Origin of the sequence: Bradyrhizobium sp. Rc2d (genome assembly GCF_900099855.1) — a bacterium.
GTDB lineage: Bacteria > Pseudomonadota > Alphaproteobacteria > Rhizobiales > Xanthobacteraceae > Bradyrhizobium.
On record NZ_FNCU01000055.1, the window covers coordinates 20249 to 36123 of the forward strand.

Below are 15875 nucleotides of genomic sequence, written 5' to 3' on the forward strand. Positions count from 1 at the left end.
TCTCAGCGCTTGTTGTCCGCGCGGCGCGTCTCCCATGGAGCGGCGCGCTCAAAGAGTTCAATCATTGCCGCCACCGGCCGTTTTTCCGTTGGAGCCGCAACGAGCGTGCGCAGGAGCAAGCCTTCGCTTCGCTCGGCGCAGGCGCTCTCTCACGCGGTCGTGCCGTCGATCGAGCGGCGGATCACCCGCTGCACTTCCGCATTCGACAGAAACAGGTCGTGGTTGATGATGCCCCAGCCTTCCTGCGAGGCATCGACCACGCGCACGCCGAGCCGCGCGATGGCAGCCTTCTCGGCGGCGCCGACCCTGGTCATTCCGCCTGCGATCTGTCCCGACAGCGCCAGCGCGCGATCGTTGGTCGAGGCAATCACGGTGATCTTGCCGGTCAGCGGACCGATGCGCTGGATCGACGACGAGAACACGTCCATGTCGATATCAGGCGAGGCAAACACCACCGCGCCGATCTTGCTCGTGACGGTGTCGCCATATCGGGCATAGAGCTGACGCAGGCTTTCGAGCGTCAGCATGGTTCCCATACTGTGCGCAACGATGTGCACGCGGCCGCCGGTTGGCGCCGACACGAGTGCGGAGAGCACGCGTTCGAAAGCGTCGCGGGACCACATCGCGCTGTCGCGGTCATAGGCATAGTCGAATAGTCCGGCCTTGGAAGGCCATGAGAACACCATGGTTCGGCCGCGAAACTTGATCCCATCGGAGAGATGGGCGGCATCCAGCACCGCCGTCTCGAACGTCTGCTTGAAGCCGTGCACATAGATCAACACGTCCCCTGCGCCGGCCTGCGCAGCGAGATCGCCGGCGTCGGCCGACACCGGCTCGATCCGATCAAGACGCCAATCGTCAAGTCCAACCGAGGCGAGAGAAAGTCGGCTCTCGTCCGGGGCCACCAGCTTCGCCCGCGCGACCGTCATGCTCGTCGCGCGGTCCGGCCCGAACCAGGGTTTCGCGCGACCGCCGTTCACGGGCTTGCGCGTGGTGGTGACAAGCAATGTGGGGTCAACGGAAAGAGACGACGCGTCGAAGCGCGCGCCGGTCGCACCCAAGCCGGCGCATCCGCCGAGCGCGAGGGCACTCCCTGCCGACACAAGTCCGCCGAGGAGAGCGCGGCGCGAAACAGAACGACCGGAGTCGCGTTGCAGAAGACGTCGGACGATCACACGGAACCTTTGGGAACTTTGCCCACCGTAACGCCGCCCCGCCTAGCTCCCTGAATGACAATGGGGGCAAGAAGACGGCGGAGTAGCGTCGCGGTTGCGTAGACATAGTGTCCGAACGAGCGCCAGGTCAGTCGATGATTTCGATCGAATGTAGCGTGCACCAATCGCGCAACGCCTGCTTCGTCGCCTCATTCTCGTAGGCATGCCAGCGATCGATCGCGCGGCGTCTGGCGAGCAAGGACTTGAATTTCGGATAGGCGCCCCGCTTGCTGAAGAAATAGCGGACATCGTCGAAATCATCCGGCAGGAACTCGCGGACGAAAGCCAGCACCAGGGGCTTGCCGAGGCCGAGATCTCGTTTGTCCGGGAGCGCGAGAAATTTCTCCTCGTCGTCGATGTCATCAGGCAGTTCGTCGTTGAACTCTGCTGCGTCCATGAAATCTGTTTGATAATAGATCTTCCCGGTCTGCCTGCAGACGAAGGCGCGGAATTCCCCCATGTCGCCGTTGGTGTTGGCGAACTCGAAGGCTGTGGTGATGTCTTCGAATTTCACGGGCATTGGCTTTGGTCGCTACATCATCGCAACTGCAGTACTCTCAAACCGCCTCATAAGACGCGATCCTCTTGATCTGAGGTGCGAGCACGTCCTCCGCCGTTTCGAGGTCGAAGCGGGTCTGAATGTTCATCCAGAACGCGGCGCCTGTCTTGAAGAACTTTCCCAGCCGCAGCGCGGTGTCGGCCGTGACGGATTTTTCTTCGCGCGCAATACGTTCGATTCGGGTGCGCGGCACGTTCAGAGCGGCCGCGACCGCGTAGGGCGTCAGCTTGAGCGGAACGAGAAATTCTTCACGCAGGATTTCGCCGGGATGAATCGGCGGAAGTTTCCTTGCCATCTGCGAACTCCTTTTGGCTAGCCACAATCGGCCTGTCGGACTAATGATAGTCCATGATCTCGACATCTTCGGGGCCCGCGTCCGTCCATCTGAACACGATCCGCCATTGATCGTTGATGCGAATCGAGTACTTCCCCGCCAGCTTCCCCTTGAGAGCTTCGAGGCGGTTGCCGGGAGGTGATCTCAGGGCGTCGAGAAAGTCGGCAGCGTCCACCATGATGAGTTTTCGGCGGGCGATCTTTGCGAGGTCCGCCGGAAAACCTTTCGGAATCGTGCGGCCCTTAAGGATCGGCTCGGCGAACTTCCCCTTGAAGCTCTGGATCATGTCAATACGTATCTTGTCGGGATACGTAATTCAAGGCCTTCGTATCTCGTTGGGATACTAAGGGCAGTTGCCGCGCTCCGCGGAAGCTGGCCGAAAGGATCGGCTCGGCTCTCAGGCGAAACACCAGTGTCAAGTCGCTCTGTCAAAAATATTCCACTTTACCGAAATTCGGATTTGTCGTATGTGTCGGCCCATCCCAGCCCACCATAGGGGCGGTCGTACGTCGTCACGAACGCGGGTTGGGGGTTGCGGTGGACGCGGGTGGCGTTAAGGCGGGCTTCGAGCATGCAGGGCGAGATGAACCTCGTGAGCATGGCGCGGGCCGCGAGGACGGACGGCGCTCATGTCCGGCGAAGCCTCTTGGCGGAGCCGGATGGCCTGCGTACGGCGAAACCGTGTGGTCCTTGCTGCAAGCGATTTTTTCGGCCTGTTGAAATCACCGGAAGCGCCTGAAGATGAAGGTATATTTCTGTTGCTGCCGGACGGGCGAGAGGCCCGTCCGAACCTGCTTGGGCCCTAACAGGCCCTAGTTTCACGTGGCGCGGGCCGGTCCCGTCCCCTGTAAGCCCGGTTGCGTTGTGCGGCCTTCCTGCGGCCATTGGAACGCCGGGACCGGCACGAGGTTAGATGGATTGTGCACCATCGCGGCGGCGCTGACCGCGCTCTGGATCGGAGGCAGCACATGATCATCGTGGACGAGGACGGCGAGATCATCGCCACAGCATCCGATGACCATACTCTAATCGGCGGCCACCACCGCCTCGCAGTGGCGGCCAGCCTTGGTAAAAAACTGTTCTGGCGACATACCGGCGAACAAGTGAAGCTTGATAACTTCTTCAAGCATTATGGAAGTTCCATTCGACATACAGCCTGAGCGCTCGCCTGATCGCGGGAGATTTCGGTCGTTCGGGTTGGACCTGATTGCCTCGTCATGCAACTGCTATCAACTCTCGCATGTCCGTCCTGCGGGCACTCCAGTACCGAGGCCATGCTGACGGATGCCTGCCAGTTTTTCTACGACTGCAAGGGCTGCGGCCAGCGGCTAAAGCCTAAACCCGGCGATTGCTGTGTGTTCTGCTCATACGGCTCGGTGCCGTGTCCGCCGGTCCAGCAGAACGGGAAGTGCTGTTAGCGGTCGAACTTACTTGCGCTGCTGCTTGATCGCCCACAACCGATATGCCTCGTCCTCGCAGTGATCATCGCCGGTCTGCGGCGGGATCAGCTTCGCGCCCTCCGTGCGGAAGTGATCGAGGCCACGCCCGAGCTTGCGGCCTGTCAGCGTGTGCCGGTCGTTCGCCCAGTCCGGTATCTCCGGTGCGTAGCCTTCGAACTGAGCGCGCAGCCCGATTGCCGCAGCGAAGTGGCAGCCAGCACGCGACTTCGGCGCGCGGCACATCGTGCGGATCGCGTTGCCCACCGGGCTTCGCCAATGCTCTTGCTGTAGCGGTCCCTTGATGCGGCGAGTGATGCCGCGACGAACGGGAAAACGTGCGGCGCAGCCAATGTGTCGAGATCTTCGTGGCAGATAACTTCGAGGCGATTGCAGACCATCGTGTGGAAGGCTTTGGAGGTGTGCATCAACTCGCACGCAAACTCCATCGCTTCGCGCTCCATGCCGCGCCTGATGGCCTTCTGTAGCGCGGAGACGCAGGTCATTGCGGGAAGGCCGCTCTTGGTATCGGGAATCATCGGCCGGCTCCGTCACGCGAGACGGGGAGAACGATGGTCTTTCCCGCGATCATGGCCGCGACGAGCGCACGGGCCGCTGCGAGCGAACGGGCGTAGACCGTGAAAAGCGGTTTCGGAAAATACTGGCCGGTGTCGGCTGATAGACGATTAATGCCTGCACTGGCTTACTCCTTTGGCCGGTTGGGTGTCCGCCCGTTCAGTCATCGAACTTGCGTGCAGTAAAACATTGTTTTTGCTTGGGGATTCATTATCCGACATTGTTTGCGGCCTGGCCTTACCGCTGCCTTTTGGGGCCTTCGTTGTGCCCGTCGCGTTGTCCACCGCAATCCGTAGCGGCTTGCCTGTCCCGCGCCCCTCGACGCATCCTCTCTCGATGGGCACCAAATCGCGCGAGACCATTTACGGCGCTTCGGTCCGGGCGGCGGCGGAGCAGGCGACGGAAGCACGCAAGCAAGCCGACCGGCTCGCCTGCGAGGCGTGGAATAAGCGGATGCTTGCCTTTCAGGGACCGGCTCAGCCATCGCCGACGCTGGGCGATGCCCTCAATGCCGGTTACGGCTATCTGGAAGTCCGGTGCCTCGGCTGTGACACAAATCAGACCGTCGCGCTCGACATCGTGCGGCGACCGAAGTCAACGCCAGTTCATGAGCTGGAGCGCTACATGCGGTGCAAAGACTGCTCGCAGGTGCGCGGCTATCCGTACAAGCGCAGCCATTTGGTGGCGCTTCGGCGCACCAAGATTTCGGCGAGCGATCCGCCATCAACGTGGTGGCCGGGTGAGAGGTGAAATGATGATGAGGGAGCGACGATGAACGGGAGCCGCTACTACGTGGTGCGATCAGAGGGCACGAAATACGGCATAGGCTTTGGCAGCGCGCTCGCTATCGCCATCAGCTACACCACCAACAAGTCGATCCTCTGGGCGATCATTCACGGCATTCTGGGCTGGCTGTACGTGATCTACTTCGCACTGTTCTGGTCGTAGCCGTCGCCGATGTGCAACCTCTACAGCATCACCACCAACCAAGCCGCGATCATCAACCTGTTCCGCGTCGTCAATCGCTACGTCGGCAATCTCGCGCCGATGCCCGGCGTCTTTCCTGACTATCCGGCTCCAGTGATCCGCAACACCGAGGCGGGCACCGAGATAGTGACGATGCGCTGGGGCATGCCGCCGCCGCCACGCAAGGGCGGACCGCCCGTCACTAACATCCGCAACACGTCGTCGCCTCACTGGCGCGGCTGGCTCAAGCCGGAGAACCGATGCTTGGTCCCGGCGAATAGCTTTGCCGAATACGCGCCCGAGCCTAACCCCGAGACCAAGAAAAAGGATGTGGTGTGGTTCGCGCTTAACGAGGATCGCCCATTGTTCGCGTTCGCAGGCATCTGGACCGAGTTCAAGGGCGATCGTGGCACCAAATCCAAGCCGATCCCCGGACCACATTTGGTCTATGGCTTCCTAACCACCGAAGCGAATGCCGTGGTCGCACCGATCCACTCCAAAGCCATGCCCGTCATCTTGACCACCGACGAGGAGCGCGACATTTGGATGCGCGCGCCATGGGATGAGGCGAAGGCACTGCAGCGGCCACTGCCGGACGACGCGCTCAAGATTGTCATGCGCGGGACCGACAAGGAAGATAAGGCAGCAGCGTGATACGAATTTCGAGAGCCGGAAGCATGCGGTCGCCGGTTATCGTGATCGGTCGGCTCGCTTTCAAGTTCGCACGCAACCAGCGGGGCCGCGACAGCAATCTTTATGAGGCGAAGCTGTACCGAAATTCGAACGAGAGCCGCCGCGCGCTTCTGTGTCCTGTCCTCTGGGTGTCACCGAAGGGAGCCCTGCTGATCATGCGTGCGGCGCGGCCGCTTTCCGAAATGATGAGCGGGGTGGAATACATCCAAGCCTTTACGGCTTGGGAGTACAAGCCGGGCGAAGATAGTTGCCCGTTTGAACCAAAGGCGTCCGACTGGGGATGGTTCAAGGGCCGCAAAGTTGCCCTCGATTATTCGACGCCCGCGTGGGAAAGAGATGACGATGTGGCCCGATAGTATCGTGTCTAGGCAAACCTCTCACGCGAGTACGTCACGAAAGCGGATCGCAACCACATGACAGACCATCTCTCCGTCCCTGGTGTCCTTGAAGAAATCGTTCAGCGCTACAACGCCAAGGAGGAGCCGTTCGACGAATTCGCCATCAGTGGCGAGCTGAACGCGGCGCGCATGGCGTTGATTGATCCCTCCGAGGCTGAGGCTGTCGGGGCATGGGCGGAGGTGCTCGCGTTCGCACTGTCAACCGGCGGGCACGAAAATCCATGGAACAGTTACTTCGGACCGATGGGATCAGGCACCGACCGGGACGGAAAAACGTTCTACTCTCCCGACATCTCGGGAACCCCTCCTGCCACCATCGACCATTGGGCTGCTCGGGCAAGATCGCTCAAGCATCCCTTCCTGAGGGCACGTTACGCCGATCTCGCTTGGGAGATGAGCGGTCTCATCGGAAAGCGTCGGCGCGATGTCGACGACGCCCGGATCGCCATCGATGCCTACCTTGATGCGATCCAGCGCATGGCCGAGGACCACGAGCATGTGCGGTTTGCAATCCGGGCGCTCGACCTAGCGGTCTTGATCAGGGATCAGGATCGCACCGATCGAGCGCGAGCTGCACTGATGGGCGTGCATCGATCGCTGATGCAAAACAAAGGTGGTTTGTGGTGGTACACGGTCGACCGGCTGCTCGAAGACAAAAAGGCAGGCGTCACTGATGTAGAGCGCGCCGAGCTAGTCTCCGACTTGGAGAGCATCGTTACTACAGGTTCTAACACCAATGATCCTGCGCAGTTCAACCCCCACGAAGCCCAAGATGCCGCCGAACGTCTGATCCGGTATTACGGCCGCCTCGGCGAAGTCGACGACATCAAGCGCCTCCATAAGGCGGTCGGCGCGTCGTTCGAGCATTTTGCAAGCAACGCAGATCCCATGCTCGCGGCAGCGCTGTTGCAAACGGCCATCGATCAGTACCGCAAGGCTGGACTAAAGGGGGAGCATGACCGCACCCGCATAATGATGCAGCAGAAGATCGGTGCAGCGGGCGAGAACCTTCAGTCCTTCGAGCGAAAGATCGAAATACCACGTGACGATATGGAGAAGTTTCTCGACCTAATTGTGGTCGACGACCTAGCCACGACCTTTGTGCGCATTGCACGAGAGTTCTTGCTGAGCCGCGCCGAGCTTGAGCAGCAAGTACGACAGATGCTTAAGGAAGCGCCACTCATGGCTCATATCCCGGCAACAATCATGGCCGACAACCACGTTGCGGCCAAGATCGGCTCAGTGGAAGACGACCCGTTCGGCCGCCTAATGCATCAGACTAATTTTGCATTCCAGTTTGCCAGGCTATGGCTCGCTCAAGCCTTTCGACGGTTGTTCGAAAGACACGAGGTGGCGCCGGAGCATTTCGCCGGTTGGGCCAACCGGCACGGCTTGTTCGATGACATGAGCCTGCTCTTGGAAGGTCTCCGCGCTTGGGAGCGGGAGGATCATGTGAAGGCCGCGCATGTGCTCGTTCCGCAGGTGGAGCACGCGCTGCGTAAGGTGGCGGACGATCTTGGCGTGCCGATCACAAAAGCCCACCCGGGGGTTTCTGAAGCGAGTGTCGCAATCGGAATGGGTGAAATTCTGTACAACGAAAAAGTCGCCGAAGCTCTCGGTCCCGATGTTACGTTACATCTTCAGGCGCTATATGCCGATCCGCGCGGAATGAACCTGCGCAACCAGATCGCTCATGGCTTGATGGAGGCGGGCCAGTTCTACTGGCATCTTGGCAATTTGATTGTACATTCGCTCCTCATGCTGGGCTTGTGGAAAGAGTTTGGCGTAAAACCCAAGAATTGAGACGCGCGACCCGGATCGTCCGCGCCGATCAAGTTCTGTTTGAGCGGGTGAGGCTCAATGCGCCAGCAGAGCCCGCCCTGACGGACCAGAGCGGCAGCTTAGGAGCACCGTTCGCTCTGGTCCCGTCCGCCCGGCGGCTTGCTGACACACCGCCGGGCATCGGAAGCCGCCACAACAGAAGTACAGAAGCCCCCGGTTCTCCGTGTCCGGCCAATCAACCCGTACGCGCCCGACGTCCTTTGCCCCGAGCCCGACGCGGATTGAATTCATCGACCGCGTTCTGCCAAGCGATGATCTCGTCCTCAAACCAGACGCGCCGGTTCGGGCTGATGTAGGTCGATTTGGGGAAGCGGCCCGACTTCTCCATGCGGTACAGCGTGGTGCGGCCGACCGGGATAATTTCCAAAACCTGCCTTTCGTTGAGCATGCGGCGAGGACGAGAATTAGCCGGTGCTACGTCCTCGGTTTCGGCTTCGAGTTGATCGGTTGCTATCATCGCAATCTCAAGGTGGCGGCGTCGCGCCCGCAGTACCTGCCGCACCGATGGTTTCGTGGGCCAGCGATCCCTTCCCGGCGAGCAACGCTGTTAACGATATTTCCGCTTTAGTTGGGCAGTCTCTTAGCAAATGCGAGGCGCGAGCTTGTTCTGCGTATAGAATGGCGCATTTGCTGCCAACGAAAACCGGCGGAGCATTTTCGTGCTGCAGACTTGCGCTCCAATCGGTCAGCCCGAATGACCAAGCACAGGCCGTCCCCGAGCAAGGCAGGACGTCGTCAGCAGCAGCTAGAGAAGCTGCTGGAGGCGATAGCCATTGGCGATTCCGCCGACCATCTGGACCACTTCGATCGATACGCAACGACCCGAAATCTTGAGGAAATCGAACATTATTATGCGCGTCAGGTGGCGGTATCGAGCCAGCCGGATCGCAAGCTGGTGCGACGATATCGCGACACGATCATAAAGCTGCTTAGTCTTTCAGACAAAATTGGACCAGAGTTCTTTGCCGGCGAAATCGAGAAGGCGGGGTGGTCCCGGCGTAACCCGCATGCGGATGAGATGACGCTGCACATGCTGATGGAGGAGCATAGCGACAAGCGGGACAATGTAGTCACCGTATTGACGGAGCGCCGTTTGGATATCGATCATTGGCTCAAGACCAGCGGTGATACCTACCGGAAGCGAGTTGTGACGAAACTGGCGGTGGAACCGTTTTTGCAGTTGCTTATCGAACGTGGGGCCATCTCAAGCAGCAAGAAACTGCCGCGGTTGCAGGTCACGCAAATGGTTGAAGCGCTGTTCGACTGGCTCGGCGTCGAGCAAGCGTTTCGGCTTACCCCCGTCGCAATTGCGACGATTGCCAGAAGATTGGCTAGTGCCAACCCGCGATAGTCAGCGGACGGAAAACTGACCGCCGCATTTCGTGTCCTTTAGCCCGACTCAGTCTCAGAATGAAAAAACCCCGACGCAATAGTGCGGCGGGGTTTTTCAAAACTGGGGTCGTATCCCAGTCTTGGCTCGGTCTCGGTTGCACGATGATGATGCCATGGCTGTCGCGACCCCGCAAGAGCGGAGTCTCCATCCATGGGTTTCACTGTTCTGCCGCACGGCCGCAAGCCGACGCCGCCGATCCCGTTGCATCGTTTCATGCGCAGTGCCTTCCACGACATTGAGCGCATTACGCGTATGGCGCTGACCTGTGCACCGACGAACAGTTGGTCCCACAGTTTTTTCACCGACCTCATCCGCGCGATGCGCAATGCGGCGGATGAGCTGGAGCGCGCGTTCGAGCTGCGCGTTGCCGAGGATCGCGCGATCCATCAGAAGAAGCTCGCCGCAATCCGCGAACGCGAAACCGACGCGCGTCTGCACGAGTAATCAAACGCGCAGTCGTGAACACGCGCAATAACACTTGCCAGGATCATCGCACGCTCGATGACGGCGCGCGTGCGGAGCTGCGCACGCGTGCGGCCGAGATCGTGAAGTCGTTCCTCGGCGAGCCCAATCGTCACCTCAGCACCAAGCGCCAGCTGCGCTGGGGCAGCCGGGGGTCTTTTGCGCTGAACCTGGAGGGCGCCAAGGCGGGACTCTGGTTCGATCATGAGAACGGCTGCGGCGGCGACATCATTGGCTTCCTCAAGCAGCAGCTCGGTGGCTCAATCGGCGATGCCATCAACTACGCTCTTCGTTATTTGGGACCTTCATTCGGCGTCAGCACGCGGAATGTGCGCCCGGTTCATCGCGCGGAGCCGGACGACGCCGTTCGGATTCGTCGTGCACTTCAGATCTGGGAGGGCGTGTTGCCGCTGCGCGGTTCATTGGCCGAGCGGTATCTCGCCGGTCGCGGCATCCAAGTTCCTGATGAAGCGCTCGATGTTGTGGGCTTCCATCCAGCCTGCCCATTTCAGACTAGCGTGGCACCGGCACTTGTCGCTTTGATCCAGGATATTACCACGGGCGAGCCGGTCGGTGTTCACCGGCGGCGACTGACGCGTGATGCGGTCGCCGCTGGAGCAGCCAAGAGCCTTGGCCCCAAGAGCGGGGGTGTCATCCGGCTCTCGCCGACGATCTCCACCGACCTCGCGATCGGCGAAGGTGTAGAAACGTGCCTCGCCGGCATGATGCTTGGCTCGGGACCGACCTGGTCAGTGCTGGATGCTGGCGGCATCAGCAACTTCATCGTCCTCGAGCACGTACAGCGCCTCACGATCTTGGTCGATCATGACGTGAGCGGGACAGGGCAGCGCGCCTCTGCCGCTTGCCGGGACCGCTGGATTGCCGCGGGCAAGCGTGTCCGGCTCGTCATGCCGGAAAAGCCCGGTCAGGACATCAACGACCTCCTGTTCGCCGAGTCCGGGAGTTCGCCAGAGCATGCGTGAGGTCCGCGGTGCGATCGTCGATGAATTCGATCCAGGTGCGGCCAAGCAGTCGGACGCGCTGCCGGTTGAGGTTGCCCGCGACTTGCTGAGTGCGGCAATTGATCGGCAGATGACGATCGCGATTCAGCATCATGAGGCGGACGGGAATTCGGTGCTGGAGGCAGTCTGCGTCCCGACCGGCGTCGGAAAGTCTGAGGCTGCTCGCGTTGGTATCGTCCATTACTCTGAGCAGGCCAAAAAGACATATGCGGCGAAGAAAGCCGGCAAGAAGAAACGGAAGCGCATCCCCCACCGCGTCATCGTATTCGTCCCCACCCACAAATTGGGCGAAGAAGCACGGCATCGCCTGCCCGACGGTATCACAACCGCGCTGTGGCAGTCCCGTAAGGCCAACGACCTCACCACTGGCGAGCCGTTGTGCTTGAACCTGCAAGCTGTTGCCGCAGCAGAGGCGATTGGAGCTCATGTCGAGCGGACGGCTTGCCGCAAGGGCCGTAAGGACCAGGAGCCGATCCTTTGTCCGTTTTATCGCCAGTGCGGCTATCAGGCGCAGAAAACCGCCGCGAAGAAAGCAGATGTGGTGTTCTGCGCGCACGAATATATGTTCGCGCCGCCCGAGGAGTTGACCAGGAAGGTCGGCCTTGTGGTGATTGATGAAAGCTTCTGGCAGTCGGGTCTGTCATTCTCGCACATTGCGGTCGATGCCCTCGACGCCGAGCTCAAGACCTTTCCTGTCCGCAACAACGGCCACGAGAAGAATGGTGATGACACCGCGCGTCTGGAAGACCTGATCTACCGGCTGAAAATGGCGGTTTCGTTGGCCCGCGGAGAGCAAGTGGCTGATCCCGGCAACTACGCGCGGGAGGACGGCTATCTGACCAAGGCCGCGCTTCTCGCGGCAGGCCTGCTGCCGGGTGATAAGTATGACGAAGGCTCGGGTGCGGCTGCCGCCAAGCTGGAGTGGCGGCGCAAGGTCGAGGTCGATCTGACACCGCAGAGCAGTGAAGAAACGGCCCAAGCTCGTGTCAAGGAATTCCGGTTCCTGGGGCAGCTGGGCAAGCGCGCTGCGATGTGGCGCGCCGTTGAAGAGTTGCTCTCCGGTCCCGACGAGGCGACTGGCCGTTTGCGGATCGTTCTGAAGCATACCAAGGACGGCACTGTGCTCTGCTTGCGGATCAATGGCCGTCGCGACATCCATGAACGAATCGCCGGGCTGCCGGTCATTGTGCTCGATGCGACCCTGCACCTGGAGATCCTGAAGTACTTCTTCCCGCAGGTCGAGGTGGCGCTCGATTTGAAAGTTACTGCGCCCCATGAGCACATGACGCAGGTCATCGGGTTACCGGTCGGCAAGAGTTCATTGTCAAAATTAGAGCCCGGAAAGCGGAGCGCCGCAGAAGAGAAACGTGTCGGCAATAAGCGGGACCGTTTGCTCAGGACGGTCCGCAAACTGGCTGCGGGCCGTCGCACGCTGCTGATCACCAACAAGGAGCTCGAAGAGCAGTTCGACGAGGTCGGGCCGAACATCGAGACTGCCCATTTCAACGCGGTCGAGGGCATTGATCGGTGGCGCAATGTCGCCTGTCTCATCACCATTGGACGGCCGCTGCCGGCGCCGGACGCGATCGAGCACATGGCCGCCGCATTGACGGGCAAGCCGATCTCGCTGCGATTGATGCCGCCGAAGCGCCCTGGTGGCCGGCCTCAGTCGATGATCGAGCAGGAGCAGGCCGTTCGCCTGAAGAACGGCACTGAGGTAATGCTGACCGCCCGGGTCTTCGAGCAGCCCGAGGCCGAGCTGATCAGACGAGCTGTGACGGAGGCGGCGATCGTGCAGGCCGTGGGCCGAGCCCGCGGCGTCAACCGGTCAGCTGCGAATCCGGTCGAGATTGTCAGCGAGGCGAATGTTAGCGAAGTATTGGGCCCCCCTGAGTGGCTGTATCTTCCTCCCGGGTTCGTGCGTTGGCCGAAAGCAAAGCGTCGCAAGTTCAATGAGCGACAGTTGGCATCGGGGCGCGAGTTCGTTGCCAAAGGCCGCGCAGCGGTGCGGGACCTGATTGTTTCAGAGCGATTCTTAAAGAGCAAACTGAGATGAAACCTTCCTGTGGCCGGTGGGGGGAGATCCAAAGCGTTGGGTCCTTCCCCGCCGGGGCCGGATGCGGATCGCACTTGCGCGCACGATATTTGTACTGTATTGTACAAAATGACGGGTCAGAAGGAAAATGGCAACAATCGCTCAAGCGGCAGCGCACATCTGCTGCTCGCGCTCACAGTTCGATCAATATCTCGCCGAGAGCGTGATTACGCGTCAGTCATCCGGCAAGTACGATCTCGACGAGGTGCGGCGCGAGGTTCTAGCACACCTGCGCTCGGTTGCTGCCGGTCGTGGGGGTGCGGCGGGCAACAAGCTCACTGAGGAGCGTACCCGGCTTGTGGCTGCGAAACGTCGCCGCGAGGAGCGCCAGGATGCCATCGAGGCCGGAGAAGTTGCGGAGCTGGAGCCCGTCCGGCGCTATCTCGAGCAAATCCTGTTGGGTATGCGCAACCGGCTCCTCAACTTGCCAGGTCAGACCGCCTGCATGCTCGCCATGCGTCCGCAGGAAGAATGTTTTGAGCTTGTGGACGATGCTGTTCGCGCAGCCCTCGAAGAAATTGCCGATCCGGCGTGGACTGCCGCACGTGTCGCCGCTGCGGGCGTCGAGAGCAAAGAACGTCAAACACAGGCGAATGAGTGTGGCTGTGAAGTCGAAGAAACGGATTCCAATTGAGAATAGTGAACTGACGGGATTTCGCGTCGGTGCGAACGGTGAAGTAGAAGTAATGACCGAAGCAGAAACTGAGGCCGCCGTCCAGAGAGCCATCCGCGAGGGCATTGCTGCCTCGGTCCGGCGATATAAGAAAAAGTTGCACTAGGCTGCACAACAGCCTTTTTTTGCGGCCTTCATGCCGCCGCGGCCCGCGAAGGCAAGGAGGAAATGACTGCGGCGCCTCAAAAGATCCCTATCGACGCGAATAGGGCGACCTCGATCACTTGGACGCGGTTCAGCAACTGATCCGAACCGACCAGAATCAAGACAGCAATTGCGGCCCCTTTGAACATTGTGGGCCTCTCCTCTGGAAAGACCGCCAACCGGGCTGGTCGATAGACATTTGAAATTGGATGCCGAGCATCGCGGCTTACGCAATGCTCAAAACCTGGCAGCAATTGGTGACCCAATCCTTAAAGCCGGGCGCGACGCGCGCGCCGGGTCAGCCGGGCGGCCGGATCTCCTTGAGCTCGAGAGTGATATGCTCGTGCGGGATCATGACCTGGCTGATCGTCTTGGTAGTGACGCGGATATAGAGCGCCATGGTGTCGAGCTTGGCGTGGCCGAGCAGCACCTGGATGACGCGGACGTCGATGTTCTGCTCCAAGAGCGGGTGGCGAAGCGCAAGGTGTGCAGCGAGACGCGCTTGTTGATCTCTGCCATCTGGTCGGCGGCGTGACAGGCGCGATTCAGCTGGCGCGTGGTCATCGGCTGCGCCAGATCGCGCCCCCGAAACAGCCAGCCCTGCGGCCGCGCTGCCTTCCACCAGGCGCGCAACAGGTCGAGCAGGATCGGCGAAAGCATGACGCCGCCCTTCCCCTGCTCGACGCGGATGATCATGCGCTTGCTGTCGATATCGGAGAGCCTGAGCGAGACCGCTTCGGCGGCGCGCAGGCCGGCGCCATAGGCTACGCTCAGCGCCGCCTTGTGTTTGAGCCCGGGCGCGGCGTCGAGCAGCCGCGCGAAACGTTCCGTGACATCAGGCGTTTTACTTTGCGTCGCCCCAGAAAGCCGAGGACCGCCCTATGGCCTACCACAAAGATATGATTGCAGCTCCTTCAAGGCAGACAGAGCCAAGCCTGCCCCCGATCGTCTCTGCGCAAGAATGGCAAGCGAATCTTCGCGAACTCGCGCGCCAGGAGAAGGCCGCCACAACCGCACGCCAAGCGCTGGCAGCCACTCGGCGACGGATGCCGATGACGCTTGTTGAGAAGGACTATCGCTTCCTTGGACCCAAAGGCGAGATGAGATTGCTGGATCTGTTCGCTGGTCGGCGACAGTTGATTATTTACCGTTTTTTCTACGAACCCGGCGTGGCGGACTGGCCAACGGGCGCATGTCGGGGCTGCTCGATGTTTGCCGACAGCATTACTCATCCTGCCCACTTGGCCGCGCGGGATACATCGCTCGCCTTCGTATCTCCCGCGCCACGGCACTTGATCGTCGCCTATCGCGAGCGGATGGGATGGACCGTCCCATGGTACACGCTCATCGGCGACGATTTCTCGCGCGATTTCGGCGTGCACGAGTGGGCGGGGATCAACCTGTTCCTGCACCATGACGGCAAGGCCTACCGCACCTATTTCCTCAATGGGCCCGAACTCCAGGCGGTTGGCCCGGTCTGGTCCCTGCTTGAGCTGACACCGTTCGGGCAGCAAGAGACCACCGAAGACTCGCCAGTCGGCTGGCCGCAAGGTGAGCCTCGCTCGTGGTATCGACTTCACGACGAATACGACGGGGCCAGAGAAGAAAGTGATTGATGTTTGCGCCGCCAGGCGTCGTTGAAAGATTGGTGACCGGGAAAATCCAAGGGCACCAGTACATAATGTCTGCTATTGTGAAGATGCTATGGGCGGGCGGCGAGCACTCGGTCCGATCCGGGCCATTTCGCAGCAGGCCGTCGAGACCAGGAGGGCCCGACCCGTGCCGTCCGGTGGCGCCGCGCGACTAAGAGGGATCCCTTGCATGGGGGCCAGCAGCCGAGCGCCGCTGATGCTCTCATAGAGGACTGTCATCTCCACAGTTCAAGCTCTCCGCTCTGTTGCGCCCGCTACGGCGCCAGCCCTCGGGCGGAGCCTGCTGGGCGACCAGGCATATACAGCAGGTGCGGCTGCAGCCGGGAGAGCAGACCGTCGCCGAGAACCGGTCCTAAAAGGGGCGAATATCTTCGCGGCGGCCTTCGACGCGATTCCAAAGTTTTTTTGAAGACTCA

At 60.7% G+C, this 15875-nt stretch carries 20 protein-coding genes and 1 pseudogene; 13 read left to right on the forward strand and 8 right to left on the reverse strand.

What is annotated here, in order from left to right; all coding sequences use genetic code 11:
• Positions 1–149: 149 nt before the first annotated feature.
• The 4 genes from BLV07_RS39055 to BLV07_RS39070 all read right to left on the reverse strand — a co-directional run bounded on the left by BLV07_RS39055 (position 150) and on the right by BLV07_RS39070 (position 2393).
• Positions 150–1175: an alpha/beta hydrolase gene (locus tag BLV07_RS39055; protein WP_091896987.1), complete on the reverse strand. Its 1026-nt coding sequence runs from the start codon at positions 1173–1175 to the stop codon at positions 150–152.
• Between the two features lie 127 nt (positions 1176–1302).
• Complete coding sequence (locus BLV07_RS39060) at positions 1303–1734, reverse strand: hypothetical protein (RefSeq protein WP_091896991.1); 432 nt, start codon at positions 1732–1734, stop codon at positions 1303–1305.
• A 37-nt stretch (positions 1735–1771) separates the two neighbouring features.
• Positions 1772–2068 (reverse strand): HigA family addiction module antitoxin, encoded by a 297-nt coding sequence (locus tag BLV07_RS39065; protein ID WP_091896993.1) that lies wholly within the window; start codon positions 2066–2068, stop codon positions 1772–1774.
• 40 nt (positions 2069–2108) lie between these two features.
• Complete coding sequence (locus tag BLV07_RS39070) at positions 2109–2393, reverse strand: type II toxin-antitoxin system RelE/ParE family toxin (RefSeq protein ID WP_091896996.1); 285 nt, start codon at positions 2391–2393, stop codon at positions 2109–2111.
• A 682-nt stretch (positions 2394–3075) separates the two neighbouring features.
• Between BLV07_RS39070 and BLV07_RS39075 the strand changes: the two genes are divergently transcribed.
• Positions 3076–3267: a ParB N-terminal domain-containing protein gene (locus BLV07_RS39075; protein ID WP_091896999.1), complete on the forward strand. Its 192-nt coding sequence runs from the start codon at positions 3076–3078 to the stop codon at positions 3265–3267.
• Between the two features lie 57 nt (positions 3268–3324).
• Positions 3325–3525, forward strand: a complete 201-nt coding sequence (locus tag BLV07_RS49310) for a GDCCVxC domain-containing (seleno)protein (RefSeq protein ID WP_091897002.1) — start codon at positions 3325–3327, stop codon at positions 3523–3525.
• Positions 3526–3534: 9 nt separating this feature from the next.
• Here BLV07_RS49310 and BLV07_RS39085 read toward each other — a convergent pair whose 3' ends face one another.
• Positions 3535–3810 carry a hypothetical protein gene (locus tag BLV07_RS39085; RefSeq protein WP_091897006.1) on the reverse strand — a complete coding sequence of 92 codons (276 nt, stop codon included), beginning with the start codon at positions 3808–3810 and terminating at the stop codon, positions 3535–3537.
• Between the two features lie 645 nt (positions 3811–4455).
• On the opposite strand from BLV07_RS39085, the gene BLV07_RS39090 reads away from it, so the two are divergent.
• Genes BLV07_RS39090 through BLV07_RS39105 form a run of 5 tightly spaced genes read left to right on the forward strand, consistent with a single transcriptional unit; the run spans position 4456 to position 7979 of the window.
• Positions 4456–4869 carry a hypothetical protein gene (locus BLV07_RS39090; RefSeq protein ID WP_091897008.1) on the forward strand — a complete coding sequence of 138 codons (414 nt, stop codon included), beginning with the start codon at positions 4456–4458 and terminating at the stop codon, positions 4867–4869.
• Positions 4870–4890: 21 nt separating this feature from the next.
• Positions 4891–5067 (forward strand): hypothetical protein, encoded by a 177-nt coding sequence (locus BLV07_RS48065; RefSeq protein WP_164934582.1) that lies wholly within the window; start codon positions 4891–4893, stop codon positions 5065–5067.
• A gap of 9 nt (positions 5068–5076) precedes the next feature.
• Positions 5077–5739, forward strand: a complete 663-nt coding sequence (locus tag BLV07_RS39095; RefSeq protein ID WP_091897011.1) for an SOS response-associated peptidase — start codon at positions 5077–5079, stop codon at positions 5737–5739.
• A gap of 23 nt (positions 5740–5762) precedes the next feature.
• Positions 5763–6134: a hypothetical protein gene (locus BLV07_RS39100; protein ID WP_091897013.1), complete on the forward strand. Its 372-nt coding sequence runs from the start codon at positions 5763–5765 to the stop codon at positions 6132–6134.
• Between the two features lie 57 nt (positions 6135–6191).
• Positions 6192–7979 carry a DUF7380 domain-containing protein gene (locus BLV07_RS39105; protein WP_091897016.1) on the forward strand — a complete coding sequence of 596 codons (1788 nt, stop codon included), beginning with the start codon at positions 6192–6194 and terminating at the stop codon, positions 7977–7979.
• A gap of 214 nt (positions 7980–8193) precedes the next feature.
• Here the strand turns inward: BLV07_RS39105 and BLV07_RS39110 are convergent, their stop codons facing one another.
• On the reverse strand, positions 8194–8475 hold the full coding sequence (locus BLV07_RS39110; RefSeq protein ID WP_091897019.1) for a helix-turn-helix transcriptional regulator: 282 nt from the start codon (positions 8473–8475) through the stop codon (positions 8194–8196).
• A gap of 237 nt (positions 8476–8712) precedes the next feature.
• Between BLV07_RS39110 and BLV07_RS39115 the strand changes: the two genes are divergently transcribed.
• From BLV07_RS39115 to BLV07_RS39135, 5 genes are all read left to right on the forward strand, one after another.
• Positions 8713–9369 (forward strand): hypothetical protein, encoded by a 657-nt coding sequence (locus tag BLV07_RS39115; protein WP_091897023.1) that lies wholly within the window; start codon positions 8713–8715, stop codon positions 9367–9369.
• Between the two features lie 192 nt (positions 9370–9561).
• The gene (locus BLV07_RS39120; protein WP_091897026.1) at positions 9562–9855 is read left to right on the forward strand and encodes a hypothetical protein; all 294 of its coding nucleotides are present in this window, start codon (positions 9562–9564) and stop codon (positions 9853–9855) included.
• A 101-nt stretch (positions 9856–9956) separates the two neighbouring features.
• Complete coding sequence (locus tag BLV07_RS39125; protein WP_143035641.1) at positions 9957–10856, forward strand: DUF7146 domain-containing protein; 900 nt, start codon at positions 9957–9959, stop codon at positions 10854–10856.
• On the forward strand, positions 10849–12951 hold the full coding sequence (locus BLV07_RS39130) for a hypothetical protein (RefSeq protein ID WP_091897034.1): 2103 nt from the start codon (positions 10849–10851) through the stop codon (positions 12949–12951). Before BLV07_RS39125 ends, BLV07_RS39130 begins: the two co-directional genes overlap by 8 nt.
• Positions 12952–13078: 127 nt before the next feature.
• Positions 13079–13624 carry a hypothetical protein gene (locus tag BLV07_RS39135; protein WP_176946054.1) on the forward strand — a complete coding sequence of 182 codons (546 nt, stop codon included), beginning with the start codon at positions 13079–13081 and terminating at the stop codon, positions 13622–13624.
• Positions 13625–14105: 481 nt separating this feature from the next.
• On the opposite strand, the gene BLV07_RS50490 is transcribed toward BLV07_RS39135, so the two are convergent.
• Entirely contained in the window at positions 14106–14270 is a 165-nt protein-coding gene (locus BLV07_RS50490; RefSeq protein ID WP_370990946.1) for a hypothetical protein, read from the reverse strand.
• 62 nt (positions 14271–14332) lie between these two features.
• Positions 14333–14620, reverse strand: a pseudogene (locus tag BLV07_RS50495) (tyrosine-type recombinase/integrase); the annotation flags it as partial.
• Positions 14621–14688: 68 nt separating this feature from the next.
• Between BLV07_RS50495 and BLV07_RS39145 the strand changes: the two are divergent.
• On the forward strand, positions 14689–15423 hold the full coding sequence (locus BLV07_RS39145) for a DUF899 family protein (protein ID WP_244551367.1): 735 nt from the start codon (positions 14689–14691) through the stop codon (positions 15421–15423).
• Positions 15424–15875 lie beyond the last annotated feature (452 nt).